26 protein-coding genes are annotated in these 24,065 nt (G+C 56.2%); 17 read left to right on the top strand and 9 right to left on the bottom strand.

Annotated elements, in window-relative coordinates; translation table 11 throughout:
* Nucleotides 1-5: 5 nt before the first annotated feature.
* Nucleotides 6-188 (top strand): hypothetical protein, encoded by a 183-nt coding sequence (locus tag FHW74_RS03465; protein ID WP_183169160.1) that lies wholly within the window; start codon nt 6-8, stop codon nt 186-188.
* Nucleotides 189-212: 24 nt separating this feature from the next.
* Here the strand turns inward: FHW74_RS03465 and FHW74_RS03460 are convergent, their stop codons facing one another.
* Nucleotides 213-1,130 carry a LysR family transcriptional regulator gene (locus FHW74_RS03460; RefSeq protein ID WP_183169159.1) on the bottom strand — a complete coding sequence of 306 codons (918 nt, stop codon included), beginning with the start codon at nt 1,128-1,130 and terminating at the stop codon, nt 213-215.
* A gap of 189 nt (nt 1,131-1,319) precedes the next feature.
* On the opposite strand from FHW74_RS03460, the gene FHW74_RS03455 reads away from it, so the two are divergent.
* On the top strand, nt 1,320-1,703 hold the full coding sequence (locus tag FHW74_RS03455; RefSeq protein WP_183169158.1) for a biofilm formation regulator BssR: 384 nt from the start codon (nt 1,320-1,322) through the stop codon (nt 1,701-1,703).
* Nucleotides 1,704-1,804: 101 nt separating this feature from the next.
* Complete coding sequence (locus FHW74_RS03450; RefSeq protein ID WP_183169157.1) at nt 1,805-2,914, top strand: PQQ-dependent sugar dehydrogenase; 1,110 nt, start codon at nt 1,805-1,807, stop codon at nt 2,912-2,914.
* Here the strand turns inward: FHW74_RS03450 and FHW74_RS03445 are convergent, their stop codons facing one another.
* Nucleotides 2,915-3,541 (bottom strand): glutathione S-transferase family protein, encoded by a 627-nt coding sequence (locus tag FHW74_RS03445; protein ID WP_183169156.1) that lies wholly within the window; start codon nt 3,539-3,541, stop codon nt 2,915-2,917. It lies immediately after the preceding gene.
* Nucleotides 3,542-3,800: 259 nt separating this feature from the next.
* Between FHW74_RS03445 and dacC the strand changes: the two genes are divergently transcribed.
* The gene (gene dacC, locus FHW74_RS03440) at nt 3,801-5,012 is read left to right on the top strand and encodes a serine-type D-Ala-D-Ala carboxypeptidase (protein WP_183169155.1); all 1,212 of its coding nucleotides are present in this window, start codon (nt 3,801-3,803) and stop codon (nt 5,010-5,012) included.
* 41 nt (nt 5,013-5,053) lie between these two features.
* Here the strand turns inward: dacC and deoR are convergent, their stop codons facing one another.
* Both deoR and ybjG read right to left on the bottom strand, forming a co-directional pair.
* A complete protein-coding gene (gene deoR, locus FHW74_RS03435; protein ID WP_183169154.1) occupies nt 5,054-5,818 on the bottom strand; it encodes a DNA-binding transcriptional repressor DeoR in 765 nt (254 codons plus the stop codon).
* A gap of 81 nt (nt 5,819-5,899) precedes the next feature.
* The gene (ybjG, locus tag FHW74_RS03430) at nt 5,900-6,508 is read right to left on the bottom strand and encodes an undecaprenyl-diphosphate phosphatase (protein WP_183169153.1); all 609 of its coding nucleotides are present in this window, start codon (nt 6,506-6,508) and stop codon (nt 5,900-5,902) included.
* A gap of 280 nt (nt 6,509-6,788) precedes the next feature.
* Between ybjG and FHW74_RS03425 the strand changes: the two genes are divergently transcribed.
* Nucleotides 6,789-8,024 carry an MFS transporter gene (locus FHW74_RS03425; RefSeq protein WP_183169152.1) on the top strand — a complete coding sequence of 412 codons (1,236 nt, stop codon included), beginning with the start codon at nt 6,789-6,791 and terminating at the stop codon, nt 8,022-8,024.
* A 28-nt stretch (nt 8,025-8,052) separates the two neighbouring features.
* On the opposite strand, the gene FHW74_RS03420 is transcribed toward FHW74_RS03425, so the two are convergent.
* Both FHW74_RS03420 and FHW74_RS03415 read right to left on the bottom strand, forming a co-directional pair.
* Complete coding sequence (locus FHW74_RS03420) at nt 8,053-8,865, bottom strand: Cof-type HAD-IIB family hydrolase (RefSeq protein ID WP_183169151.1); 813 nt, start codon at nt 8,863-8,865, stop codon at nt 8,053-8,055.
* The gene (locus FHW74_RS03415; protein ID WP_183169150.1) at nt 8,862-10,073 is read right to left on the bottom strand and encodes an MFS transporter; all 1,212 of its coding nucleotides are present in this window, start codon (nt 10,071-10,073) and stop codon (nt 8,862-8,864) included. The genes FHW74_RS03420 and FHW74_RS03415 overlap by 4 nt, the downstream gene beginning before the upstream one ends.
* Nucleotides 10,074-10,161: 88 nt before the next feature.
* On the opposite strand from FHW74_RS03415, the gene FHW74_RS03410 reads away from it, so the two are divergent.
* Nucleotides 10,162-10,722: a TetR/AcrR family transcriptional regulator gene (locus FHW74_RS03410; protein ID WP_183169149.1), complete on the top strand. Its 561-nt coding sequence runs from the start codon at nt 10,162-10,164 to the stop codon at nt 10,720-10,722.
* Nucleotides 10,723-10,884: 162 nt separating this feature from the next.
* Here FHW74_RS03410 and FHW74_RS03405 read toward each other — a convergent pair whose 3' ends face one another.
* Nucleotides 10,885-12,573: an aspartate:alanine antiporter gene (locus FHW74_RS03405; protein WP_183169148.1), complete on the bottom strand. Its 1,689-nt coding sequence runs from the start codon at nt 12,571-12,573 to the stop codon at nt 10,885-10,887.
* Between the two features lie 289 nt (nt 12,574-12,862).
* On the opposite strand from FHW74_RS03405, the gene ybjM reads away from it, so the two are divergent.
* Complete coding sequence (gene ybjM / locus FHW74_RS03400) at nt 12,863-13,225, top strand: inner membrane protein YbjM (protein WP_183169147.1); 363 nt, start codon at nt 12,863-12,865, stop codon at nt 13,223-13,225.
* A 39-nt stretch (nt 13,226-13,264) separates the two neighbouring features.
* Here ybjM and FHW74_RS03395 read toward each other — a convergent pair whose 3' ends face one another.
* Nucleotides 13,265-13,531 carry a GrxA family glutaredoxin gene (locus tag FHW74_RS03395; RefSeq protein WP_125291731.1) on the bottom strand — a complete coding sequence of 89 codons (267 nt, stop codon included), beginning with the start codon at nt 13,529-13,531 and terminating at the stop codon, nt 13,265-13,267.
* Between the two features lie 196 nt (nt 13,532-13,727).
* Between FHW74_RS03395 and FHW74_RS03390 the strand changes: the two genes are divergently transcribed.
* The 10 genes from FHW74_RS03390 to rlmC all read left to right on the top strand — a co-directional run bounded on the left by FHW74_RS03390 (nt 13,728) and on the right by rlmC (nt 22,580).
* Nucleotides 13,728-14,018: a DUF1418 family protein gene (locus FHW74_RS03390; RefSeq protein ID WP_183169146.1), complete on the top strand. Its 291-nt coding sequence runs from the start codon at nt 13,728-13,730 to the stop codon at nt 14,016-14,018.
* A complete protein-coding gene (gene nfsA, locus FHW74_RS03385; RefSeq protein ID WP_183169145.1) occupies nt 14,002-14,724 on the top strand; it encodes an oxygen-insensitive NADPH nitroreductase in 723 nt (240 codons plus the stop codon). The genes FHW74_RS03390 and nfsA overlap by 17 nt, the downstream gene beginning before the upstream one ends.
* A gap of 77 nt (nt 14,725-14,801) precedes the next feature.
* On the top strand, nt 14,802-15,704 hold the full coding sequence (gene rimK / locus FHW74_RS03380) for a 30S ribosomal protein S6--L-glutamate ligase (protein WP_183169144.1): 903 nt from the start codon (nt 14,802-14,804) through the stop codon (nt 15,702-15,704).
* Between the two features lie 134 nt (nt 15,705-15,838).
* Nucleotides 15,839-16,318, top strand: coding sequence for a YbjN domain-containing protein (locus FHW74_RS03375; RefSeq protein WP_183169143.1), 480 nt, complete (start codon nt 15,839-15,841; stop codon nt 16,316-16,318).
* Nucleotides 16,319-16,689: 371 nt separating this feature from the next.
* Nucleotides 16,690-17,802 carry a spermidine/putrescine ABC transporter substrate-binding protein PotF gene (gene potF, locus FHW74_RS03370; RefSeq protein ID WP_183169142.1) on the top strand — a complete coding sequence of 371 codons (1,113 nt, stop codon included), beginning with the start codon at nt 16,690-16,692 and terminating at the stop codon, nt 17,800-17,802.
* Nucleotides 17,803-17,920: 118 nt separating this feature from the next.
* Entirely contained in the window at nt 17,921-19,054 is a 1,134-nt protein-coding gene (gene potG / locus FHW74_RS03365) for a putrescine ABC transporter ATP-binding subunit PotG (RefSeq protein WP_183169141.1), read from the top strand.
* Nucleotides 19,055-19,063: 9 nt separating this feature from the next.
* The gene (gene potH / locus FHW74_RS03360; RefSeq protein WP_183169140.1) at nt 19,064-20,017 is read left to right on the top strand and encodes a putrescine ABC transporter permease PotH; all 954 of its coding nucleotides are present in this window, start codon (nt 19,064-19,066) and stop codon (nt 20,015-20,017) included.
* Entirely contained in the window at nt 20,014-20,859 is an 846-nt protein-coding gene (gene potI / locus FHW74_RS03355; protein ID WP_183169139.1) for a putrescine ABC transporter permease PotI, read from the top strand. Before potH ends, potI begins: the two co-directional genes overlap by 4 nt.
* Nucleotides 20,860-20,940: 81 nt before the next feature.
* Nucleotides 20,941-21,411 carry a YbjO family protein gene (locus FHW74_RS03350; RefSeq protein ID WP_183169138.1) on the top strand — a complete coding sequence of 157 codons (471 nt, stop codon included), beginning with the start codon at nt 20,941-20,943 and terminating at the stop codon, nt 21,409-21,411.
* 41 nt (nt 21,412-21,452) lie between these two features.
* The gene (gene rlmC / locus FHW74_RS03345; RefSeq protein ID WP_183169137.1) at nt 21,453-22,580 is read left to right on the top strand and encodes a 23S rRNA (uracil(747)-C(5))-methyltransferase RlmC; all 1,128 of its coding nucleotides are present in this window, start codon (nt 21,453-21,455) and stop codon (nt 22,578-22,580) included.
* 726 nt (nt 22,581-23,306) lie between these two features.
* Here rlmC and artJ read toward each other — a convergent pair.
* Nucleotides 23,307-24,041 (bottom strand): arginine ABC transporter substrate-binding protein ArtJ, encoded by a 735-nt coding sequence (gene artJ, locus FHW74_RS03340; protein WP_183169136.1) that lies wholly within the window; start codon nt 24,039-24,041, stop codon nt 23,307-23,309.
* Nucleotides 24,042-24,065: the final 24 nt, after the last annotated feature.

Genomic DNA, 24,065 nt, shown 5'->3' with positions numbered 1-24,065 from the left:
CACCAATGAAAGATATTTATTTGCAGTCCAAATTAGCCATGGCAAAAACCCTTCACTCACACGGCGTCGATCTGCTCAGCATTTCTATGGCCACCGGGTTATCCCGCCCGAGAATTATGTCTGAGCTGAAACTGATCGCTAAAGACCGCGTCACCCGGCGCGCCGCGAGAAAATACCGCATGCTGTAACCCGGTGTTTCCCTCACCCGGTATTCAGGGTGAGGGATGCAGTAAATCGATCAGCAGCGAAAACAGCGCCTGATTAATTTCCTTTCTGGAAGAGGAAAAGATGCTGAATTGCGGCAGCGGGAAAGGCGTGGAGACTTTTCTGAGCTGATACATTGGCCCGTATGTCGCAAACACCTTTTCCGGGAGAATGCCCAGACAGCGGGTCTTAGAGACGATCAGCATAATGGATGAAAACGAGGTGGTGAGCAGGCAGCGCTCGCTGGCGCGGAATTTCTTATCCACAATACTGCGGTGGTAGATTATCTTTTCATTTTTGGTGTTATAGCCCACCAGGCTGGCTTCTCTGAACATCTCCTCACTGATGGTGTCGCCGTACCGTTCGTTCGCCTGCGACGCGATCAGCACCAGTTTCATATCGCTAATTTTCTGGCACTGAATATGGCTGTTTTCTACCGAGAAGGTAGAAAACACCACATCCGCCTGGCGCATATTCAACAGTTCGATAATTTTATGCTCGTTCAGATCGCTGGTGCGGTGCAGCAGGCTGATATCCGCGTCGCTGGCGAGGATCTTTTCGGTGAGGTCGGGAATGATCAGCGGCGAAATAAACGACTCGGTATACAGCGTCAGCCGCTTCTTTTTCACCAGCGTAGCAAGCGGCAATAAATTCGCCAGGCCATCGAGCACCGGAACAATATTGTCATACAGCTCGTCGGCGTAAACGGTGGGCAGCAAAATATTCCCGCTGCGCACAAACAGATTATCGCCCATCAGTTCGCGCAATTTACGTAATGACTGGCTGACGGCGGAGGGAGAAATATCCAGCATATCGGCGACTTTGCTGATGCTGCCCACGCTGTAGATCAAACTGAACAGCGTCAGCAGATTGAGATCGATTTTGGTCAGGGCGCAAATTTTGTCTGAAACGGAGTGGATCGACATAGCGGCCTAAGAAAATACGTTGCCGAAGGGTTTTTTAACCATAGCAGAGAACCGCCGCGTGACGCTGACGTTGTGTCAATGTAAATAATGTTAATGTGTGATGGAAATTTGATTTAAAACATGTGATCGCTTAAAAATTAGCCATACTCTGTCTGTGCATGTTAGATGTCGCACAGGGAGGATACCGTTATGTCCGTTGCCAGACTCAAACACGATCTTTACCAGAAACTGATCGTGGCCAGAAATGCACTTTCTGCGTACCTGAAGTTGAGAAGAGCGAAGGGATATATGTCGGTGGCTGAGAGCAATCATCTGCGCGATAGTTTGTTTGATTTATGCGCCTTCTGGCGGGACAAGTACCCGCGTTTGAAACTGGCGCTGCGCGAAGATGAGCTGGCGGCATTACACCGCGGGCTGGATGCGATTTCCAGCGCGGCGGTGTGTTTAATGACCGGCAGCCATGATTGCCCGCTCTATATTTCGGTGGATGCCGATAAGCTGGAGCGCGCCATCACCACATTGAACCTGAGCATTCGTCAACTCACCCACCATCAGGCTCCCGCAGAGGCCTGAACCCGGGGGAGCGCAGCTCCCCCGATTTGTTAAAGGTTTTGTAAAATTCCCGTCATCCGCCGGCACGCTGGCTAACCTTATCGAAAACTGAGGAGAGAGCCATGAAACCGCGCGCGTCTGTTCTTGCCGCCCTGTTATTCGTTAGCGTTTCCGTGCAGGCGCAGGACGTCAATGTTGAGGTCCTGCAAAGCAAACTCGACCATCCCTGGTCACTGGCGTTTTTGCCGGATAATCAGGGCATGCTGATCACGCTGCGCGACGGTCAGCTTAAACGCTGGCAGCCGGGAGAAGGGCTCTCCGATCCGATTGTCGGCGTGCCGGATGTCTGGGCCGAAGGGCAGGGCGGGCTGCTGGACGTGGTGCTGGCGCCGGATTTTGCCCAAAGCCGCCGGGTATGGCTGAGCTATTCCGAAGCGGGCAGCGACGGTAAAGCGGGCACTGCCGTGGGTTATGGCCGCCTGAGCGATGACCTGAAACGGCTGGAAAATTTCACCGTGGTGTTCCGCCAGCATCCAAAGCTCTCTACCGGCAATCACTTCGGCGGGCGCATGGTGTTTGACGGCAAAGGCTATCTGTTTATTGCGTTAGGTGAGAACAACCAGCGACCCACCGCGCAGGATCTGGATAAGCATCAGGGCAAACTGATCCGCCTGACCGATCAGGGCAAGGTGCCGGACGATAACCCATTTGTGAATCAGCCTGGCGCGAAACCGGAAATCTGGGCTTACGGCATCCGCAACCCACAGGGGCTGGCGATGAACCCGTGGAGCAACGCGCTGTGGCTTAACGAACACGGCCCGCGCGGCGGCGATGAGATTAATATTCCCGAGCGTGGCAAAAACTATGGCTGGCCGCTCGCCACCTGGGGCATCAACTACAGCGGGTTAAAGATCCCGGAAGCCAAAGGCGGCAAAGTAGCAGGCACCGAGCAGCCGATTTTCTGGTGGGAGCACTCTCCGGCGCTCAGCGGTATGGCGTTCTATAACGCTGACACCTTCCCGCAGTGGAAAAACAAACTGTTTATCGGGGCGCTGAAAGATAAAAACCTGATCGAAATGACCGTCAACGGTAACAGCGTTAAAGAGGACGGGCGTTTGTTGGATTCACGCAAACAGCGGATCCGCGATGTGCGCGTCGGGCCGGACGGCTATCTGTATGTGCTGACCGACGAATCCGACGGCCAGCTATTGAAAGTGTCGCCGAAACGCTAATCAGCTTACCGGGATCATCACGGTATGACGGAACGCCGGGCGCTCGCTGAGCTGCTGATACCAGCGCTGCAAATGGGGGCGCGGCGTCAGCTCAATATCGATATTCCACAGATTGTAGACATAGGGCGCAACGGCGATATCCCCGGGTCCGAACTGCTCCCCCGACAGCCACGGCATACGGCCCAACTCGGCGTCCAGCATGCCCAGCAGCTTATCGCACTGGGCGATGCCCTCGTTGATTTGCGCCATATTGCGCTGCTCCGGCGGCGTTCTCACCAGGCCGAACAGCACCACGCGGTGCGCGGGCGGTAAGGTTGACGCCGCCCAGTCCATCCACTTTTCACCCTGGGCGCGCACCGTGGGCGAATCAAACCAGATACGATTTTGCCCGTACTGCGCGGCTAAATAACGCACAATAGTATTGGACTCCCACAGGGTAATACCGGTTTCATCGTCACGCAGGCAGGGGATCAGCCCGTTGGGGTTCATCGCCAGATATTCCGGCTCGTTGTTGAGACCAAACTTGCCACCCGCGGGAATGGCGTGATACGGCAGTTCAAGCTCTTCCAGACACCACCTGACTTTTTTGACATTCGTGGAATTCTCTCTGCCCCAAACGGTAATCATGGTTCGCTCCTTAGATGCGCAATAAAGTGTCAGCATCATACTCTGCCACGTTCGCCTGCGGCGTGAAACCACCCTAACAAATCTTCAACGCGAGCTAAAAAAAACACTGACGCGGCGGCGGCAACGCCTGAATTCGCATAAACTTTAAAAACTTTACCAACATAGTGTTTCTTTACGCGGATGAGTGCGGGACACTCAGCGCTCATTGCGATGCATTTGATTTAACTTGTTTTGTTGAAAGGATACTCGGGTGGTACCTATGAACCAGAAAACGCGACTGACAACTCTGCGTGTATGGGCCGCAGGCTCTGCACTGTTATTGATTTCTACCACGGCAGCTTATGCCGCGGAACAGGTTCAAACACCCGATGCGCCGCCGGTGGAAGCCAGGGCCTGGATCCTGATGGATTACGCCAGCGGTAAAGTGCTCGCTGAAGGCAACGCCGATGAAAAGCTCGACCCGGCCAGCCTCACCAAGCTAATGACCAGCTACGTGGTGGGCCAGGCGCTGAAGGCGCAAAAAATTCATCTTAACGATATGGTCACCGTGGGCAAAGACGCCTGGGCGACGGGTAACCCGGCGCTGCGCGGCTCCTCGCTGATGTTCCTGAAACCGGGGGATCAGGTCTCGGTGGCGGATCTCAACAAAGGCGTGATTATCCAGTCGGGTAACGACGCCAGCATCGCGATCGCCGACTATGTGGCCGGTAGCCAGGATTCATTCGTCAGCCTGATGAACAGCTATGCCGCCAAACTCGGCCTGACTAATACCACCTTCAAAACGGTGCACGGCCTGGATGCGCCGGGCCAGTTCAGTACCGCGCGGGATATGGCGCTGCTGGGCAAGGCGCTGATCCACGATGTGCCGGAAGAGTACGCGATCCACAAAGAGAAAGAGTTCACTTTCAATAAGATCCGCCAGCCGAACCGCAACCGGCTGCTGTGGAGCACCACCATGAACGTCGACGGTATGAAAACCGGCACCACCGCCGGGGCCGGATATAACCTGGTGGCCTCTGCGACGCAGGGCGATATGCGGTTAATTTCCGTGGTGCTGGGGGCGAAAACCGACGGCGTGCGCTTTCGCGAATCGGAAAAACTGCTGACCTGGGGCTTCCGCTTCTTTGAAACCGTGACGCCGATTAAGCCAAACGCCACCTTTGTTAACCAGCGCGTCTGGTTTGGCGATAAATCCGAGGTGAAGCTGGGCGCGGGGGAAGCGGGGTCAGTGACCATCCCGAAAGGCCAGCTTAAAAATCTCAAGGCCACGTATACGCTGACCGAGCCGCAGCTCACTGCGCCGCTGAAAAAAGGCCAGGTCGTCGGCAATATTGATTTCCAGCTCAACGGCAAATCGATTGAACAGCGTCCGCTGATTGTGATGGAAGCGGTGGAAGAGGGCGGTTTCTTTAGCCGGATGTGGGATTTCGTGCTGATGAAATTCCACCAGTGGTTTGGCGGCTGGTTTTAATCTTTGAACGCTTCCCGCTTAGCGGCGGGAAGCCCTTCTTATTACCACACCAGCGTAATGTCTTTTTCCTGCGCGTAACGCACAAACTCGTCATCCGGGCGGCTGTCGGTGATCAGCGTATCGAACGCTGTCAGCGGGCCCATGCAGGCCGAGCGCACTTTTCCGAATTTACTGGCATCCGCCACCAGCACATGCCGTTGGGCCATCTCCAGCGCCCAGTGTTTCACCGGCAGCTCATCCAGATTGAAACAGGTCGCCCCGTGGCGAATGTGGATGCCCGCCGCCGAAAAGAAAGCGATATCCGGGCACAAATTACGCAGGGTTTCCTGGAAATTCAGCGGCTTGAAAATAGCGTTGCTGGCGTGGAACTCGCCGCCGCACAGGATCACCCGGCACAGCGGTTTTTCCTGTAACGCCAGGAAAGTATTCAGGGAATAACAGACGCCGGTGAAGGGCAGATCATCATCCAGCGCGTCGATAATCCACGGCGTGGTGGTGCCACAGTCGAAAAACAGCGTATGGTGCGGGCGGACCAGTTCCGCGGCGTGACGGGCGGCCTTACGCTTTTCTTCCACCAGCCGGGTTTTCTGATCGCTTAGCAGATAATGGCTCACGGCGGAGCTGCGCGGTTCCAGTACGATATAGCCGCCCAACAGCACCACCGGCGCGTTATTGCCGCTCAGGTCCCGGCGAATAGTCATTTCCGAGACGCCCAGCAGCGCCGCCGCTTCTTTGAGATGGAGTTTGTCGCTGCGCTTTAACGCCTGCAACAGCTGCCCGATTCGATCGCCACGCCGTGTTTCCATATCACCTCTGCTGTTGTGTTTACCCTGTCTGTGGGCCACGGCCTTCACCGCCAGCGGGCAATTTTACGCGTCGATGGCGCGTTAGTCACGCACCCAACCTTTACGAATGGGCAACGCGAAGCAGAATCGATAAACACGGCACAAAAACCGGTACAACGCAGCGCCGCACAGGCTCCAGACAATCTGGGTCGTAAGGCAAGCCAGCAGGCCGACCAGCAGGCCGCCGAGCATATCCAGCGGCCAGTGTATCCCAAGGTAAATCCGCGACCACGCCACGGCGCAGGCAATGATAAATAGCGCCGCGCCTGACCACAGGCGATGCCAGAACAAAAACGCCAGCGCGAAGGTAAAAATCACCGTGCCGTGATCGCTGGGCCATGAAGAGTCCGGAGCGTGATGCAGGAAGTTATAGCCAATCCCCTCGGCGAACGGGCGTTCATGGGGAAAAGCCTGCCCCAGCAGCCAGGAGACCGACATGCTGACGGCGAGGGCGATGGCGGTGCGGATCACCAGATGGCGCTGGTAGTCGACCTGATGGCGCGGCCCCCACAGCCAGAGCGCCACAATCAACACCGGCACGATATGAATGAAATCTTTGGCGATAAAAATCGCGGCCTGAATCAGCCAGGCGGGGGACGCCGGGGTGGCGTTGATCAGGTTAAACAGTGACAGGTTCAGGGTTTCCATCATAATCCAGTCCTTAACGGTCCCGCGATTGTCGCCAGGGTGCGGCGCGAAAGGGGATAAACATAAAAGCGCAGCGCTGGCCGGTAAAGGGGCATAGTCTTAGTTATCGGTATGTTGTGTAACAATGGATAACCTTGCACCTGATTTAAAACCGCCGATCCTGAATAAAACCTTAACGCCACGCGAAAACGTGCGTTTTCCGGTCCCTTCGCGCACAATTCACTATCTGTATCGCCGCCGTTTCATTACACTCTGCGCGATTTTTAATGGATGACTTTCACGCATGCAAACAACAACTTCTTCAGCCAAACGGTTGGGGCGGCAGGCGCTGCTGTTCCCGCTCTGTCTGGTGCTTTATGAATTCTCGACTTATATCGGCAACGATATGATCCAACCCGGCATGCTGACGGTAGTCGCGCAGTATCAGGCGGGCGTGGAGTGGGTGCCGACGTCCATGACCGCCTATCTGGCGGGCGGGATGTTTTTGCAGTGGTTGCTGGGGCCACTCTCTGACCGCGTGGGCCGCCGCCCGGTAATGCTGTGGGGCGTGGTGTGGTTTATTGTTACCTGCCTGGCGACGCTGCTGGCGCAAAATATCGAACAATTCACTGTTCTGCGGTTTCTCCAGGGGATCAGCCTGTGCTTTATTGGCGCTGTGGGGTATGCGGCGATCCAGGAGTCGTTCGAAGAGGCGGTGTGCATCAAAATCACCGCGCTGATGGCGAATGTGGCGCTGATCGCGCCGCTGCTTGGCCCGTTGGTGGGCGCGGCCTGGATCCACGTCGCACCCTGGGAACTCATGTTTGTGCTGTTCGCGGTCCTGGCGGCGATCGCCTTTTTAGGGCTGTGGCGCGCGATGCCGGAAACCGCCACCCGCCTTGGCGACAAACTGTCGATCAAGGAGCTTGGGCGCGATTACCGTGAAGTGATGAAAAACGTGCGTTTTGTGGCGGGCGCGCTGTCGATTGGCTTTGTCAGCCTGCCGCTACTGGCCTGGATTGCCCAGTCGCCGGTGTTGATCATCAGCGGTGAAAAGCTCAGCACCTACGAGTATGGGCTGTTACAGGTGCCCATTTTCGGCGCGCTGATTATCGGCAACCTGGTGCTGGCGCGCTTAACCTCGCGCCGCACCGTGCGCGCGCTGATTATTATGGGCGGCTGGCCGATTATGATTGGCCTGGCGGTGGCTGCGCTGGCGACGGTCGTTTCGTCCCACGCTTATTTATGGATGACCGCCGGGTTGAGCATTTACGCGTTTGGGATTGGCCTTGCCAACGCCGGGCTGGTGCGCCTGACGCTGTTCGCCAGCGACATGAGTAAAGGCACGGTCTCCGCCGCCATGGGGATGCTGCAAATGCTGATCTTCACTGTCGGTATTGAGCTCAGCAAACACGCGTGGCTGCTGGGCGGTAACGGCCTGTTCAGCCTGTTTAACCTCGCTAACGGGCTATTGTGGCTGGGGCTGATGGTGGTGTTTCTGAAGGATAAAACGGTCGGCAGCGGGTTACAGCCGCAGTAAAAAATCGCCCTCTGTTGAGGGCGAACGGTTAATTAAAGGGCGCGTCGCGATCCAGCACCTTATCAATCACATCCAGCACCGCCTGATGGTTATTATGCCCGGCCTGATAGCGGGCGAGGGCGCGAATATTCTCCGGCGCGTTTTGCATCGCAAAGCCATATCCTGCCTGGGTGAGCATTTCGATATCATTGCCGCCGTCGCCAAACGTCACCACTTCATGGTCTTCAATGCCCCAGCGCTTCTGAACGATTCGCAGGCCGTTGGCTTTGTGCAGGCCAGGAATAATCAAATCGATAGAGCCGTGCCCGCTGGTTACCGGCACCACAATGCCCTCCAGCGATTCACCTAATGCGATCATGGTTTCGGCGAGAATATCGTCCGGCAGATTGAGCGCGAATTTAAAGAACACATCGTCGATACCGGTAAAGCTGTCCACCTCTTTCAGGCGGTGGTAATAGCGCGCCGCCATAAGCTTAAACGCGGGATCGTAGCTTTTCAGGATATAGCCCCACTGTTTGCCGGAGGCGATGACTTCAACATCCGGCAGGGTCAGCAGGTGATCCACGACGGTGTTGTATTGCTGGACGGTGAATTCGCCATTGAACATGTCCTCGCCCTCGCACACCACCCAGGCGCCGTTGTCGGCAACAAAGGCGATCTCCTGGGCGATTTCCGGAAAGAACGAATACAGCTGGTAATACTGGTTGCCGCTCGCCACCGCAAAGCGGATGCCTTGCTCCTTCATCCGGGCGTACTGCGCTAAAAAGCGTGGGCGATTGTATTGCTTTACGTCATCCAGAAAGGTGCCATCCATGTCGACAGCGATCAGTTTCACGCTCATCTGCATTGCTCCGTTGAACTTTCAATATGAGATTCAGGTTTCGCCACCGCCCGAGCCACCAGCGCGGCGATAATCACCAGCGACAGTACCACGATCATGGCGCTACGCAGCCCGTAGTGTTCCCCCAGGAAACCTAACAGCGGCGGCCCCACCAGGAAGGCCAGATAACCGGTGGTGGCCACCACGCTGACGCGTGACGCGGCATCCGGGCCGGTATCGCTGGCGGCGGAAATGGTCAACGGGAAGCCAAGCGACGCGCCAAGCCCCCAGAGTAGCACCGACGCGCCCGCCAGCCAGGGGTTATCAACAAACACAATAATCGCGATGCCCAGCGCGCCCATCACGGCGCTGGCGCGCACCACCGCCACGCGGCTGTAGCGGTCAATAAACCAGCCGCCGGTAAAGCGGCCCAGGGTCATGCCCAGGGTAAAGCCGGCATAAATAATCGAGCCGGAAGTAGCGCTAAAACCGTGACCATCCACCATCAATAGCGGCAGCCAGTCGTTAGCCGAACCTTCAGCAAAGGCCATCGCCAGCACGATTACGCCAATCAGCAGCAGCTGGAAATCCTTGTAAAACGGCAACCGCTGTTGGGCATTGGCCTGTTTTTCCTGCTTTGACTCTTTGCCCACGCCGTCAGGAATGGCGCGCATGGCGTAAATCATCGGCGCGACGGTGACCAGCCCGGCCAGCAGAATATGCCCGTCGGCGCGGATATTGATTGCGGTCAGCGCCATACCGACGCCCGCGCCCGCCAGCGTGCCGAGGCTATAGAAGCCGTGCATCATCGGCAGAATGGTTTTATTGCTTTCGCGTTCAACCACGGCGCCTTCAATATTCAGCGCCACTTCCGACGAACCGAGACCCGCACCAAACAGCGCCAGACCACTGGCAAATACAAAAGCAGTGGAAATGGCGAGCCCGCCGCTCATCAACATAATGCCGGCTATCGCCAGGATCATACTGTTACGGATCACGATGCGGGTGCCAAAGCGTTTTACCAGCCAGGCGGAGCTAAGCACGCCGCTCATTGAGCCAATCGACAACCCGAATAGCACTACGCCCATTTCGGCGGTGGACACAGCGAGACCGTCGCGGATAGCAGGGGTGCGGGTAGCCCATGAGGCCATCAATAAACCGGGTAAAAAGAAGAAGATAAACAATGCCCAGGTGCGGCGACGCAGGGCCTGACGTGCGGTTAACGGCATTTACTAACCTGGTTTCCGGAAAAGGTAAGACAACACTAGCAAGGAAGTGTACATTTGTACAACTCACATTTATGACCCCGAGGAAGGGATGATGAAATCTGAATCCGCCCCCAGCGGGCGGCGAGACATTATCTTAGACGCCACGCTGGATGCCGTTGCGGAGCATGGCATTAACGGCGTCACCCATCGCAAAATCGCGGCGCTGGCCGGGGTGCCGCTGGGGTCGATGACTTATTATTTCACCGGCATCGACGATCTGCTCGAAGAGGCGTTTTGCCGGTTTGCCGACCGGATGTCGGAGAGCTTTATTCATCATATGGGGCAGGCAACCAACCCCGCGATGGCGTGCGATGCGCTGGCCGATCTGATTTGCGGGGCCTATATGACCACGCCGCGCAATATGGAACTGATGTACCAGCTGTACGCCTACGCCGCGCGTCGTCCCGGTTTAAAGCTGGTGATGCAGGCGTGGATGCGCCGCAGCCAGACGCTGCTGGAGCACTGGTTCGACCCGGTTACCGCCCGGGCGCTGGACGCGTTCATCGAGGGAATGACGCTGCACTATGTGACCGATAGCGCGCCGCTGGGGCGTGAGCAGTTGCGTGAGTTATTGGGGAGGATTGCCGGGGAAGAGGGGCGCGTAAGCTGAATTTCAGGCAACAAAAAACCCATCAACCTTGAACCAAAACGGCGGGGTTGATGGGCTCCACAAATTGGGGACATCAAAGAAAAGCAGTGGCACTAATTCAGACTACGCATGCTTTCAAAAGTTCGCCCCTAAGTTAAAAAAATCACAAAATTTTTTAACGTCCTACCAACCCAGGCCCGGCCAGACGATGACAATCAGCGTTCCCGCTAATGTTAACAAGACGTTAGCGATAGCGTAGGTGCCTGCATAACCCAGCGCCGGGATATTGCTGCGGGCAGTATCGCTGATAATTTCCATGGCTGGCGCACAGGTACGCGCGCCCATCAGCGCGCCAAACAGCAGCGCGCGGTTCATTTTCAGCACCCAGACGCCGAACATAAAGCTGATCACCACCGGCAACAGGCTGACGATAAGCCCGGCGATCAGCATTTGCCCGCCCACTGCCCCCAGGCTGTGGCCGATACCACTACCTGCGCTTAATCCCACGCCCGCCATAAATACCATCAGGCCGAACTCTTTCACCATCATCAGCGCACCCTGCGGAATGTAGCCGAAGGTGGGGTGGTTGGCGCGCAAAAAGCCCAACATAATCCCGGCGAACAGCAGACCTGCCGCATTACCGACGCCAAAGCTGAACGAGCTGAACTGGAAGGTGATCATCCCAATCATCAGGCCGATAATAAAGAAGGCGCAGAAGGCCAGCAGATCGGTGACCTGGCTGTGAATCGAGATAAAGCCGATACGGTCGGCGATGGTTTTCACGCGCCGCGCGTCGCCGCTCACCTGCAACACATCCCCTTTGTTGAGCACGATATTATCGTCGATCGGCATTTCAATCTGGCTGCGGATCACGCGGTTCAGGAAGCAGCCATGATCGGTCAGCTTCATTTGGCCGAGCCGGCGGCCCACCACGTTATGGTTTTTCACCACGATCTCTTCGGTTACGATGCGCATGTCCAGCAGATCGCGGTCAAACACCTCTTTACCGTTGCGGAAACTCGGGTCGAGGCGGGCGTGGGCGTCCGGATAACCTACCAGCGCGATTTCATCCCCTACCTGCAACACCGCATCGCCATCCGGATTCGCCAGGATACCGTTACGGCGGATACGTTCGATATAGCAGCCGGTCTGGCGGTAAATCCCCAGCTCGCGCAGATTTTTGCCATCGGCCCAGGCCACCAGTTCCGGCCCGACGCGGTAGGCGCGGATCACCGGCAAATAGACTTTGCGGTTGGAATCGGTATCCAGCCCGCGTTCGCGGGCGATTTGCTGGGCGCTGGTCTGCAAATCCTGGTGCTGTAATTTTGGCAGGTAGCGCGCGCCGAAAATCAGGCTGACCAGGCCAATCAAATAGGTGAGGGCGTAGCCGAGGCTAAGATGATCCAGCGCGCTGCTGAGCGATGCGCCTTCCATCCCGGAATGGCGCAGCGTATCGCCCGCGCCGACCAGCACCGGGGTCGAGGTCATCGAACCGGCCAGCATCCCCGCCGTGAGGCCGATATCCCAGCCGAACAGTTTGCCAAGGCCGAGTGCGATCAACAGAGCGCTGCCGACCATCACCGTGGCCAGCATTAAATAATTCTTCCCATCGCGAAAAAAAATAGAGAAAAAGTTAGGTCCGGCTTCCACGCCGACACAAAAAATAAACAGCATAAAGCCCAAATTCAGCGCGTCGGTGTTAATCGAAAAATTATGCTGGCCCAATAATAACGAGACGACTAAAACGCCAATAGAATTACCCAGTTGGACAGAACCGAGCCGTAATTTGCCAAGACAGAGTCCTAAAGCCAGTACAACAAATAATAACAGGATGTAATTCCCGCTTAACAAATCTGCGACGTTTATATTCACGGCGGCTAACTTCTCGTTTACCAGTAACCTATTGAAATGGGTGATGTTTTACGCTACTGTTTTGGCCCATAATCGAAGATATGCTGATTGTTCATTCATCACATTAATATCTCGGACAAAACACGCGATGGCCGGTAGTTTAATCGGATTACCGGTGGGCGGCTAGCGAGAAATAGTGTTATGAATCGTTTCAGGCAAGGATTGCCGCAGTGCTTATTCTAACTGGGTAACCCGTATTTCCGGGTGATTGTTTTTAGTTTGATATGGGCAATGTCAGGGGATATCGGTGATGAAAGCGCCTTTTTGGCCGGGAACAGTATGCAGCTTCATACTCTTTCTGGTCGTATTTATTCTTCATAAGCTTTCGGTGTCGGGATATTATCCGGTACAGAAGCATCTCGATCTCGGCATGCTGTGTTTTATTCTGCCGGGAATGATTGCCAGTTTCTTCTCACGAGACGATCGCCTGTTTAAACCGCTGCTGGGCGCGATGCTGGCGGCGCCGTTATGTTTGCTGCTGGTGTTTACTACGCCCATCCCTGAACGTTCGCTGTTTCAGGAAGTGGCCTGGCTGTTTGGTGCGGTATTCTGGTGCGGGCTGGGTGCGCTCTGTTATCTGTTCGCGCGAAAGCTGTTAAAACTGTCAGAATAAAAAAACCGGCTCAGTGAGCCGGTTTTTTTGCGCGATGAATCAGGCGGTATAAAGAGAAAGATTCGCTTTCGCCCAGGCTTCAAAATCGGTGCAGCCGCCGATGTGGGTGGAATCCACAAAAATCTGCGGTACGGTTTCTACCGGTTTGCCAACGGTTTTTTCCAGGTCAGCTTTGGTGATGCCTTCTGCATGAATATCGACGTAACGGAAGTTGAAATCGTCGCGCTCGGCGGTCAGTTTCTCAGCCAGTTCTTTAGCGCGAACGCAGTAAGGGCAGCCCGGACGACCAAAAATAACTGCAAACATGATAACTCCTTGATAACGAGTGCCTGACGGCGAATGCGGCTATCATGCCATAACGCGAAGTAATGAAAAGCAGGTTACGCCTCTTAGTTTGATACCTGTCATCTTTCATTGGCTATTTTTTATCGCGCCGTTATGGCTAAAAAGGGCAGCGTGGTTTTCAGGTTATACTCCCTTTTTTAACCGCAGGAGAAACCCAATGCGCTCACTGGGTGCCTTACCCAAACCGGTGCTGATTCTGGAGGCCATAGGCATGGTCGTGCTGGGTACGGCCTGGCTCTCCCTGAAAGGGTATGTCGACTTGCCGGCGCCGTTTAACAGCGCGACCTGGGGCATCGTGATGGTGTTCCTCGGCGTGCTGCTGATGTTGCCCGCCGCCGTAGCGCTGGTGTGGAACATGGGCCAAAACATGGCGCCGCTGCTGTTTAAACCCTCTGCAAAATCAAAATCATCGCAAGAAAAGGATTCACATCATGACGCCAACCATTGAGCTACTGTGTTCGCACCGCTCGATCCGCCATTTTACCGACCAGCCGATTACCGACGCGCAACGCGAGGCGATCTTTGCCGGGGCCCGCGCGGCGTCCAGTTCCAGTTTTTTACAGTGCAGCTCGATTATCCGCGTTACCGATCCGGCGCTGCGCGAGAAGCTGGTGCCGCTTACCGGCGGCCAGAAGCACGTGGCGCAAGCGCCGGAGTTTTGGGTGTTCTGCGCCGATTTTAATCGCCATTTGCAAATCAGCCCGGACGCGCAGCTCGGCCTTGCCGAACAGCTGCTGTTAGGCGTGGTAGATACCGCGATGATGGGGCAAAACGCCATGGTGGCGGCGGAGTCGCTGGGGCTGGGCGGGGTTTATATTGGCGGGATCCGTAACAATATTGAGGCGGTAACCGAGCTGCTGGGGCTTCCCCAACAGGTTCTGCCTCTTTTTGGTCTTTGTCTGGGATGGCCCGCCGATAATCCGGATGTGAAACCGCGTCTGCCGACCGCCATTGTGGTGCATGAAAACCGCTACCAGCCGCTGGATCGCGCAGCGCTGGCCGCCTATGACGAGGAGCTGGCGCACTACTATCTCACCCGCGACAGCAATACCCGCCGTGATACCTGGAGCGACCATATTCGCCGTACCATCATTAAAGAGAACCGCCCGTTTATCCTTGAGTTTTTGCATAAACAGGGGTTTGCCACGCGTTAATTGTCCGGGCTCGCTACGCAGTTGGTAACGGGCCGTGTATGATGTGCCGGTTAATACCAGTGAGAGCGAGGTGAAGGATGAAAATCGCCATTTTATCCCGGGATGGAACCCTGTGGTCCTGTAAGCGGCTGCGGGAAGCCGCAATGCGGCGCGGTCATTTTGTGGAAATTCTCGACCCGCTCTCCTGTTATATGAATATCAATCCCCTGTCGTCCTCTATGCACTACAAAGGGCGCAAGCTGCCCCATTATGATGCGGTGATCCCGCGCATCGGTTCCGCAATCACCTTCTACGGTACCGCCGTGCTGCGCCAGTTTGAAATGATGGGCAGCTATCCGCTGAATGAGTCGGTCGCGATTACCCGCGCCCGCGATAAGCTGCGCTCCCTTCAGTTGATGGCGCGCCAGGGGATTGATTTGCCGGTCACGGGGATTGCCCACTCGCCAGATGACACCAGCGATCTGATCGATATGGTCGGCGGCGCGCCGCTGGTGGTGAAACTGGTGGAGGGCACGCAAGGGATCGGGGTGGTGCTGGCGGAAACGCGCCAGGCGGCGGAGAGCGTGATTGATGCGTTTCGCGGCCTCAACGCCCATATTCTGGTGCAGGAATACATCAAAGAAGCCAAAGGCCGGGACGTGCGGTGCCTGGTGGTGGGCGATCGCGTGGTCGCCGCCATTGAACGCCAGGCGAAAGAGGGGGATTTTCGCTCTAACCTGCACCGCGGCGGCGTGGCGCGGGTCGCGGATATCACCCCGCGCGAGCGGGAGATCGCCTTGCGCGCGGCCAGTACCATGGGGCTCGACGTGGCGGGCGTGGACATCCTGCGTTCCGACCGCGGCCCGTTGGTCATGGAAGTCAACGCGTCGCCAGGCCTGGAAGGCATTGAAAACACCACCGGTATTGATATCGCCAGCCTGATGATCCAGTGGATTGAAAAAAACGCCAGGCCGGGTTTTTGTCTAAAAATGGGTGGTTGAAGCGCCACGCCGGTTTGCGTCAGATTAAAGGATGCGCCCTTAAACGTAGTATCGGGGGGGCTTTTTGCGTAAGCTATCGGCCAGCTTTCATTCACCGCACTTCGCGAACCGCGAATTAAGAGGGTTCAGTTTTTATGGATTCACTCGTCGTCCCCAGTCTGGACACACTGCGCCACTGGCTTGAACAGTTAGAGGTGAGTTTTTTCGAGTGCGATACCTGCCAGGCGTTGCATTTGCCCCACATGCAAAATTTTGACGGCATCTTTGATGCCAAAATCGATTTGCTGGATAACACCGTATTGTTTTCGGCGCTGGCGGAAGTGAAACCGTCGGCGCTGCTGCCGCTAGCCTGCGATCTGTCGGCGATTAACGCCAGCTCTCTGACGGTAAAAGCGTTCCTGGATATTCAGGACGACAACATGCCGAAAATGGTCGTGTGCCAGTCGCTGTTTGCCAGTGTAGGCGTGACGTTCGAGCAATTTGCCGCGTTTTTCCGCCAGAGCGAAGAGCAGATCTCAATGGTGATTCTGGAAGCGGGATCGCATCATTTACTCTTTACCGCCGACGATGAAGAGAAAAATAGCGTCGAAATGCATACCCATTTTCTTCACTAACAGCGCCCATCCATGCCGCAGTCGCTGCCAGGGCGACTGCGTATCACATTTTATTATTCTGCCTTTAACCGCCTGTTAAAGAACATTTCACTGCCTTTATCCCCTTTTAAGCCGAGGTGATAGAGCGATTCAGTCTAAAAAATTGATAAAACGCATTTTTTCTACCGGGCTATAGTCCTGGACATATCCTACAGTTATTCTTGCGAAGCGAAAAAAGCCTGCATTGTCTGCCGAAGGATGGTCGATCCTTTTTCTGTGCAGCATGACCAAATATGCATGAAAATTGCATATGTTTCATTGCAGATGTGTAATTGCGTAAATTTAGCTCGGAAAACAACGAGTTTTTACCCTTTATTCAGAAGGAAACAGATATGTTCACCCAAAGAAAAAAATGGTTGTCGGGTGTGGTTGCCGGTGCGCTGATGGCAGCCTCTGCAAGCGTCATGGCTGCCGAACAAAAAACACTGCATGTGTATAACTGGTCAGACTATATTGCTCCGGACACCATCGAAAACTTCACCAAAGAAACCGGTATTAAAGTGGTTTACGACGTGTTCGATTCCAACGAAGTGCTGGAAGGTAAATTAATGGCGGGCAGTACCGGTTTCGACCTGGTGGTGCCGTCTGCCAGCTTTCTTGAGCGCCAGTTAGCCGCCGGCGTATTCCAGCCACTGGATAAAAGCAAGCTGCCTAACTGGAAGAACCTCGACCCTGAGTTGCTGAAACTGACGGCGAAGCACGACCCGGAAAATAAATACGCCATGCCGTATCTCTGGGCCACCACCGGCATCGGCTATAACGTCGATAAAGTCAAAGCCGCGCTGGGCGGCGACGTGCCGTTGAACAGCTGGGATCTGGTGCTGAAGCCGGAAAACCTTGAGAAGCTGAAAAGCTGCGGCGTCTCTTTCCTCGACGCGCCTGAAGAGGTGTTCGCCACCGTGCTGAACTACCTGGGCAAAGATCCGAACAGCGAAAAAGCCGATGATTACACCGGCCCGGCGACCGAACTGCTGCTAAAGCTGCGTCCGAACATTCGTTATTTCCACTCCTCCCAGTACATTAACGACCTGGCGAACGGTGATATCTGCGTGGCCATCGGCTGGGCAGGGGACGTATGGCAGGCGGCTAACCGTGCGAAAGAAGCCAAAAACGGCGTGAATGTTTCTTACACCATTCCTAAAGAAGGGGCGCTGGCTTTCTTTGACGTCTTCGCCATGCCGACGGATGCCAAAAACAAAGAAGAAGCCTATCAGTTCCTGAATTACCTGATGCGTCCGGACGTGATCGCCCACATCAGCGATTATGTGTTCTACGCCAGCGCTAACAAAGAAGCGACGCCGCTGGTCAGCGCCGAGGTGCGCGACAATCCGGGCATCTACCCGCCTGCGGATGTGATGGCGAAACTGTTCACGCTGAAAGTGCAGGATCCGAAAATCGACCGCGTCCGCACCCGTGCGTGGACCAAAGTAAAAAGCGGCAAGTAATTCCCGCCAGTCACGCCAGGACTGCCCTGGCGTGGGGCAGAGGCGACCCGTCTCTGCCCCATTATTAGTGCGACAACCGGGCCGCACAAATATTCATGCTTTTGCCGGAGAGCAATAATTGAACGACGCTATCCCCCGCCCACAGGCGAAAACCCGCAAAGCGCTTACCCCGCTGCTGGAAATCCGCAACCTGACTAAATCCTTCGACGGCCAGCATGCCGTGGACGACGTCAGCCTGACTATCTATAAAGGCGAAATTTTCGCCCTGCTCGGCGCCTCCGGGTGCGGGAAATCAACCCTGCTGCGAATGCTGGCGGGCTTTGAGATCCCTACTCATGGCCAGATTTTGCTGGATGGCGTGGATTTATCCCGCGTACCGCCGTACCAGCGCCCAATCAATATGATGTTCCAGTCCTACGCGCTGTTTCCCCATATGACGGTGGAGCAGAATATCGCTTTTGGCCTGAAGCAGGACAAACTGCCGCGTGGCGAGATCGCCGCACGGGTCGAAGAGATGCTGACGCTGGTGCATATGCAGGAGTTCGCCAAACGCAAGCCGCATCAGCTTTCCGGCGGCCAGCGTCAGCGTGTGGCGCTGGCGCGCAGTCTGGCGAAGCGCCCGAAACTGCTGCTGCTCGACGAGCCGATGGGCGCGCTGGATAAAAAACTGCGTGACCGGATGCAGCTTGAAGTGGTGGATATTCTGGAGCGCGTCGGCGCGACCTGCGTGATGGTGACTCACGATCAGGAAGAGGCCATGACCATGGCCGGACGTATCGCCATTATGAACCGCGGCAAGTTTGTGCAGATTGGCGAGCCGGAAGAGATTTACGAACACCCGACGACCCGCTACAGCGCGGAATTTATCGGCTCGGTGAACGTGTTTGACGGGCTGCTGAAATCCCGTGAGGAAGATGGCCTGGTGATTGACTCCCCTGGCCTGATGCACCCGCTGAAAGTCGACCCCGACGCCTCGGTGGTGGACGGCGTACCGGTACACGTGGCGCTGCGCCCGGAAAAAGTGATGCTCTGCGAAGAGCCGCCTGCCGACGGCTATAACTTTGCCGTGGGTGAAGTGGTGCATATCGCTTATCTGGGCGATCTGTCGATCTACCATGTGCGCCTGAAAAGCGGGCAGATGATTACCGCCCAGTTACAGAACGCTTATCGCTACCGCAAAGGCGCGCCAACCTGGGGCGACGAAGTGCGTCTGTGTTGGGACGCCGACAGTTGTGTGGTTCTGACAGTTTAAGGAGGCGTGATGAGTAGTTTACCTGAACGCCGCGAGGTCCAGCACGTCACCGGCTTTAAGGCCTGGCTGGCGCGGATGCAGATGGCCCATGGCCGCAAACTGGTGATCGCGCTGCCGTACCTGTGGCTGATCCTGCTGTTTATGCTGCCGTTCCTGATTGTGTTCAAAATCAGCCTGGCGGAAATGGCGCGGGCAATCCCGCCGTACACCGATCTGGTGAGCGTCGAGGATTCGCAGTTGTCGATCATGCTGAATCTCGCCAACTTCCTGCAACTCACCGACGATCCGCTCTATTTCGAGGCTTATTTGCAGTCGTTGCAGGTGGCGGGGATCTCAACGCTGTGCTGTTTGCTGCTGGGTTATCCGCTGGCCTGGGCGGTGGCGCACAGTAGCCCGTCGACGCGCAATATCCTGTTGTTACTGGTGATCCTGCCATCCTGGACCTCGTTCCTGATCCGCGTGTATGCCTGGATGGGCATCCTCAAGGAAAACGGGGTGCTGAACAACGTGCTGCTGTGGTTGGGGGTTATCGATCAGCCGTTAACCATTCTGCACACCAACCTCGCGGTGTATATCGGCATCGTGTATGCCTATCTGCCGTTTATGGTGCTGCCGATTTACACCGCGCTGACGCGTATTGATTACTCGCTGGTGGAAGCGGCGCTGGATCTGGGCGCGCGCCCGTTGAAAACCTTCTTCACGGTGATTGTGCCGCTGACCAAAGGCGGGATTATCGCCGGGTCGATGCTGGTGTTTATCCCGGCGGTAGGGGAGTTTGTGATCCCGGAACTGCTGGGCGGCCCGGACAGCATCATGATTGGCCGCGTGCTGTGGCAGGAGTTCTTTAACAACCGCGACTGGCCGGTGGCTTCGGCAGTGGCGATCACTATGCTGGTGATCCTGATTGTGCCGATTATGTGGTTCCACAAGCACCAGAACAAATCCACGGGAGATCACGTATGAATAATTTACCCGTCGTGCGTTCCCCGTGGCGCATTTTGATTTTGCTGATCGGCTTTACCTTCCTGTATGCGCCGATGCTGATGCTGGTGATTTACTCCTTTAACAGCTCCAAACTGGTGACGGTGTGGGCCGGTTGGTCGACGCGCTGGTACAGCGAATTGTTCCAGGACAGCGCGATGATGAGCGCGGTGGGGCTGAGCCTGACCATCGCCGCCCTGGCCGCCACCATGGCGGTGGTGCTGGGGACGATTGCCTCGGTGGTGATGGTGCGCTTTGGGCGTTTTCGCGGCGCCAACGGCTTTGCGTTTATGCTGACCGCGCCGCTGGTAATGCCGGACGTGATCACCGGTCTGTCGCTGCTGCTGCTGTTCGTGGCGCTGGGCCACGCCATCGGCTGGCCCTCAGAGCGCGGTATGCTCACCATCTGGCTGGCGCATGTCACCTTCTGTACCGCCTACGTGGCGGTGGTGATCAGCGCTCGCCTGCGCGAACTGGATCGCTCCATCGAAGAGGCGGCGATGGATCTGGGGGCCACGCCGGTAAAAGTGTTCTTCGTGATCACCCTGCCGATGATCATGCCGGCAATTCTTTCCGGCTGGCTGCTGGCGTTCACCCTGTCGCTGGACGACCTGGTGATCGCCAGCTTTGTTTCCGGCCCGGGAGCGACAACCCTGCCGATGCTGGTATTCTCCAGCGTGCGTATGGGGGTTAACCCGGAGATCAACGCCCTGGCGTCAATTATCCTCGGGGTGGTGGGAATCATCGGTTTGCTCGCATGGTATCTGATGGCGCGCTCCGAAAAACAACGCCAGAAAGACATCCAACGTGCAAGAACCGGCTGAAGACTCTAAAATCTGAAATTATTAGCTAACAGTGCCGCGTTCGTCGCGGCACTGTGATTCAGGGATGCCAGAACCATAGCGATGATCTTTACCCGATCACACCGTAATCACGCCCGTCTCAATGTACCTACACTGGTATATATTGCGGCTATTGCCATTATCACTACCCGCTGCGTCGATCTGCTGATGGTGTTTAATATGCTGGGGCTGCGCGGCGCGATGGATTTTATCCACCGCAGCGTCCAGACCTGGAGCCTGACGCTGGTGTTTCTCTCCAGCCTGTTGCTGCTGTGCGTTGAGTTTCGCTGCGCGTTCGCCATTATCAAAGGACGTAACTGGGGACGCTGGATTTACCTGATCTCGCAAATTGCCGCCAGCGGCTATCTGTGGGCCGCGTCGCTGGGCTGGGGGTATCCTGAACTGTTCAGCATTGCCGGAGAAACCAAACGGGAGATCCTTCATTCGCTGGTGATGCAGAAAACCCCGGATATCATGATCCTGATACTGCTGTTTTTGCCTGTGCAGAGCCGCCGGTTTTTCCAGTTGCAATAACGGTGGTACAATCCTGCGCCCTCCGTTTCTAAGGTTTCGCTATGCAGTGCGCTCTTTATGATGCCGGGCGCTGTCGCTCCTGCGCGTGGATTGAAAAATCCCGGCAGCAACAGCTCCAGGACAAAATGACCGATCTCCGCCAGTTGCTTGGCGATCTCCCTGTTGGCCAGTGGTGCGACCCGGTGGCGGGGGAGGAGCGCGCGTTCCGCAATAAGGCCAAAATGGTGGTCAGCGGCAGCGTGGAGAAACCGCTGCTCGGCATTCTCAACCGCGACGGCAGCGCGGTGGATTTAACCGACTGCCCGCTCTATTCCGACGCGTTCCGCCGGGTGTTTACCGTGCTGAAGCCGTTTATCGCCCGCGCCGGATTAACGCCGTATAACGTGGCGCGTAAGCGCGGCGAGCTGAAATATCTGCTGCTCACCGAAAGCACGCTCGATGGCGGCATGATGCTGCGTTTTGTGCTGCGCTCTGACGCCAAACTCTCCCAGCTTGAAGCGGCGTTGCCGTGGCTGCGGGAACAATTACCGCAGCTCAAGGTGATCTCTGCCAATATCCAGCCGGTGCATATGGCGATTATGGAAGGAGAGCGGGAGATTGTGTTCACCGCCGAGCGCGCGCTGGCGGAGAATTTCAACGGCGTGCCGCTGTGGATCCGTCCGCAAAGCTTTTTCCAGACCAACCCGCAGGTGGCGAGTCAACTCTACGCCACGGCCCGCGACTGGGTGCGCGGTTTGCCGGTGAAGCATATGTGGGATCTGTTTTGCGGGGTGGGCGGGTTTGGGTTGCACTGTGCCACGCCGCAGATGCGTCTCACCGGGATTGAAATTGCGCCCGAGGCCATCGCCAGCGCCACTCAGTCCGCCGCGATGCTGGGTCTGACAGACGTCCATTTTCAGGCGCTGGATTCGACCCGTTTCGCCACTGCCCAGCAGGATAAACCCGATCTGGTGGTGGTTAACCCGCCGCGCCGCGGGATTGGCGCGGAACTGTGCCAGTTTTTATCGGCGATGGCGCCGGAGACTATTCTTTATTCGAGCTGTAATGCGCGGACGATGGCGCAGGATATTCGTCTGCTGCCGGGGTACCGGATTGTCAGGACGCAGTTGTTCGATATGTTTCCGCATACCGGGCATTATGAGGTGCTGACGCTGTTACAGAGGGGGTAAAGGGGGATTGTTTTTGTTTGGTGGAATTGTTCCGTTCGCCAGGCTTTCGTGTCAATCTCTGGCGCCAGTGTACGCGAACGGGCCAGTGGGGCTCGCCGCCGCCCCCCTGGCAACCCCGGCTCCCCCGAGCGAAATCGCCGCTTCGCGGTGCCCTCAGCTTATCGCGTCCGGCTCCGGGTCGGGCGAGATACGGCATCCTGCCTTTCTCGCCCTCTGGCGGCATCCATGCCGCCAGCCCCGGCCTCCCGCGAACGCTTCGGCGATTTCGATGGGGAGGAAAACCCCCGCGATACGTTCAGGTTTTCAATGAAACAAATATGGCGCTGAAAGTATGAAAAAGACTCACAGCGACAAAGACTGCTCAGTAAAAAATAAAAGGCTTAAAGTTAGGGGTGTTGTTCCGGCATCAAAATCGCCGAGGCGCAATTGACGAGCCAGGTCAGCCCCGCAGGGATGCGGGGCTGAGGTCGGGAAAGGCAGGATGCCGTATCCCGACCGACCTGAAGCGAGGAGATGGAGCCGAGGGAACCGCGCAGCGGCGATTTTGCTGGTCGGGAGCGGGGATTGCAAAGGGGGATGCGGAATCCCCCTTTGCCCGTTCGCGTGCTACGGCATCGCGTTGAGCCACGAACGCCTGGCGAACGGAACTATTCCACTGAACGCGGAACAATTCCACCAAACGGAACTATTCCACCGAACGGAACAATTCCACTGAACAAAGAACAATTACTGTTCCGGGAACCACTTATCATTAATCTTCTGATAAGTCCCATCCGCTTTAATCGCCGCCAGCGCATCGTTAAATTTCTTCAGCAGCGCCACATTATCCGGACGCACCGCGATGCCCAGCCCGGTACCGAAATACTGCGGGTCGGTCACTTTCGGCGTCGCAGAACCCAGCTGCGGGTTGGTTTTCAGCCACTCGTTGACCACGGCGGTGTCGCCGAACACGCCATCAATACGGCCATTCTTCAGGTCGATAATCGCATTCTGGTAACTGTCATACGCCACGGTTTTCACTTCCGGGTGCTTATCCTGCAAGTATTTCTGGTGCGTGGTGCCATTTTCCATGCCGATACGCTTGCCTTTTAGATCCTCGAAAGATTTGTAGGTGTCTTTCTTCGCGATCACCAGCGCGGAGTTGGCGTAGTACGGCGCAGTAAATGCCACCTGCTTGCTGCGCTCAGGCGTAATGTCCATACCGGAAATCACCGCATCGTATTTTTTGAATTTGAGTGACGGGATCAGACTGTCAAACGCATGGTTGGTGAAGGTACATTCCGCCTGCATTTGTTTGCATAACGCTTTCGCGAGATCGATATCAAAACCCACAATCTGGTTGTTGGCGTCCAGCGATTCAAAAGGCGGGTAGGTGGCCGATGAGCCGAAGCTGATTTTCTCTGCTGCGCCCGCAGAAATCGCCACCGTAGAAAGGATTGCCGCCAAAAGTAACTTTTTCATTGTAGTGCTCCCGTCTGTCAATTT

This window comes from Atlantibacter sp. RC6 (assembly GCF_014193285.1).
Lineage (GTDB): Bacteria > Pseudomonadota > Gammaproteobacteria > Enterobacterales > Enterobacteriaceae > Atlantibacter.
Note: the sequence above shows the minus strand (reverse complement) of the source record. Positions and strands in the feature narration are given on the sequence as shown.

Bases quoted from the DNA above. Each gene is read 5' to 3' on its own strand.
- potF (WP_183169142.1), top strand. From the start codon at position 16,690: ATGTTCACCCAAAGAAAAAAATGGTTGTCGGGTGTGGTTGCCGGTGCG.
- FHW74_RS03375 (WP_183169143.1), top strand. From the start codon at position 15,839: ATGGATTCACTCGTCGTCCCCAGTCTGGACACACTGCGCCACTGGCTT.
- artJ (WP_183169136.1), bottom strand. From the start codon at position 24,041: ATGAAAAAGTTACTTTTGGCGGCAATCCTTTCTACGGTGGCGATTTCT.
- FHW74_RS03465 (WP_183169160.1), top strand. From the start codon at position 6: ATGAAAGATATTTATTTGCAGTCCAAATTAGCCATGGCAAAAACCCTT.
- FHW74_RS03350 (WP_183169138.1), top strand. From the start codon at position 20,941: ATGATCTTTACCCGATCACACCGTAATCACGCCCGTCTCAATGTACCT.
- FHW74_RS03395 (WP_125291731.1), bottom strand. From the start codon at position 13,531: ATGTTTGCAGTTATTTTTGGTCGTCCGGGCTGCCCTTACTGCGTTCGC.
- potH (WP_183169140.1), top strand. From the start codon at position 19,064: ATGAGTAGTTTACCTGAACGCCGCGAGGTCCAGCACGTCACCGGCTTT.
- FHW74_RS03425 (WP_183169152.1), top strand. From the start codon at position 6,789: ATGCAAACAACAACTTCTTCAGCCAAACGGTTGGGGCGGCAGGCGCTG.
- rlmC (WP_183169137.1), top strand. From the start codon at position 21,453: ATGCAGTGCGCTCTTTATGATGCCGGGCGCTGTCGCTCCTGCGCGTGG.
- rimK (WP_183169144.1), top strand. From the start codon at position 14,802: ATGAAAATCGCCATTTTATCCCGGGATGGAACCCTGTGGTCCTGTAAG.
- deoR (WP_183169154.1), bottom strand. From the start codon at position 5,818: ATGGAAACACGGCGTGGCGATCGAATCGGGCAGCTGTTGCAGGCGTTA.
- ybjM (WP_183169147.1), top strand. From the start codon at position 12,863: ATGAAAGCGCCTTTTTGGCCGGGAACAGTATGCAGCTTCATACTCTTT.
- FHW74_RS03455 (WP_183169158.1), top strand. From the start codon at position 1,320: ATGTCCGTTGCCAGACTCAAACACGATCTTTACCAGAAACTGATCGTG.
- nfsA (WP_183169145.1), top strand. From the start codon at position 14,002: ATGACGCCAACCATTGAGCTACTGTGTTCGCACCGCTCGATCCGCCAT.
- FHW74_RS03450 (WP_183169157.1), top strand. From the start codon at position 1,805: ATGAAACCGCGCGCGTCTGTTCTTGCCGCCCTGTTATTCGTTAGCGTT.
- FHW74_RS03415 (WP_183169150.1), bottom strand. From the start codon at position 10,073: ATGCCGTTAACCGCACGTCAGGCCCTGCGTCGCCGCACCTGGGCATTG.
- dacC (WP_183169155.1), top strand. From the start codon at position 3,801: ATGAACCAGAAAACGCGACTGACAACTCTGCGTGTATGGGCCGCAGGC.
- FHW74_RS03390 (WP_183169146.1), top strand. From the start codon at position 13,728: ATGCGCTCACTGGGTGCCTTACCCAAACCGGTGCTGATTCTGGAGGCC.
- potI (WP_183169139.1), top strand. From the start codon at position 20,014: ATGAATAATTTACCCGTCGTGCGTTCCCCGTGGCGCATTTTGATTTTG.
- FHW74_RS03410 (WP_183169149.1), top strand. From the start codon at position 10,162: ATGATGAAATCTGAATCCGCCCCCAGCGGGCGGCGAGACATTATCTTA.
- FHW74_RS03460 (WP_183169159.1), bottom strand. From the start codon at position 1,130: ATGTCGATCCACTCCGTTTCAGACAAAATTTGCGCCCTGACCAAAATC.
- FHW74_RS03445 (WP_183169156.1), bottom strand. From the start codon at position 3,541: ATGATTACCGTTTGGGGCAGAGAGAATTCCACGAATGTCAAAAAAGTC.
- ybjG (WP_183169153.1), bottom strand. From the start codon at position 6,508: ATGATGGAAACCCTGAACCTGTCACTGTTTAACCTGATCAACGCCACC.
- FHW74_RS03420 (WP_183169151.1), bottom strand. From the start codon at position 8,865: ATGAGCGTGAAACTGATCGCTGTCGACATGGATGGCACCTTTCTGGAT.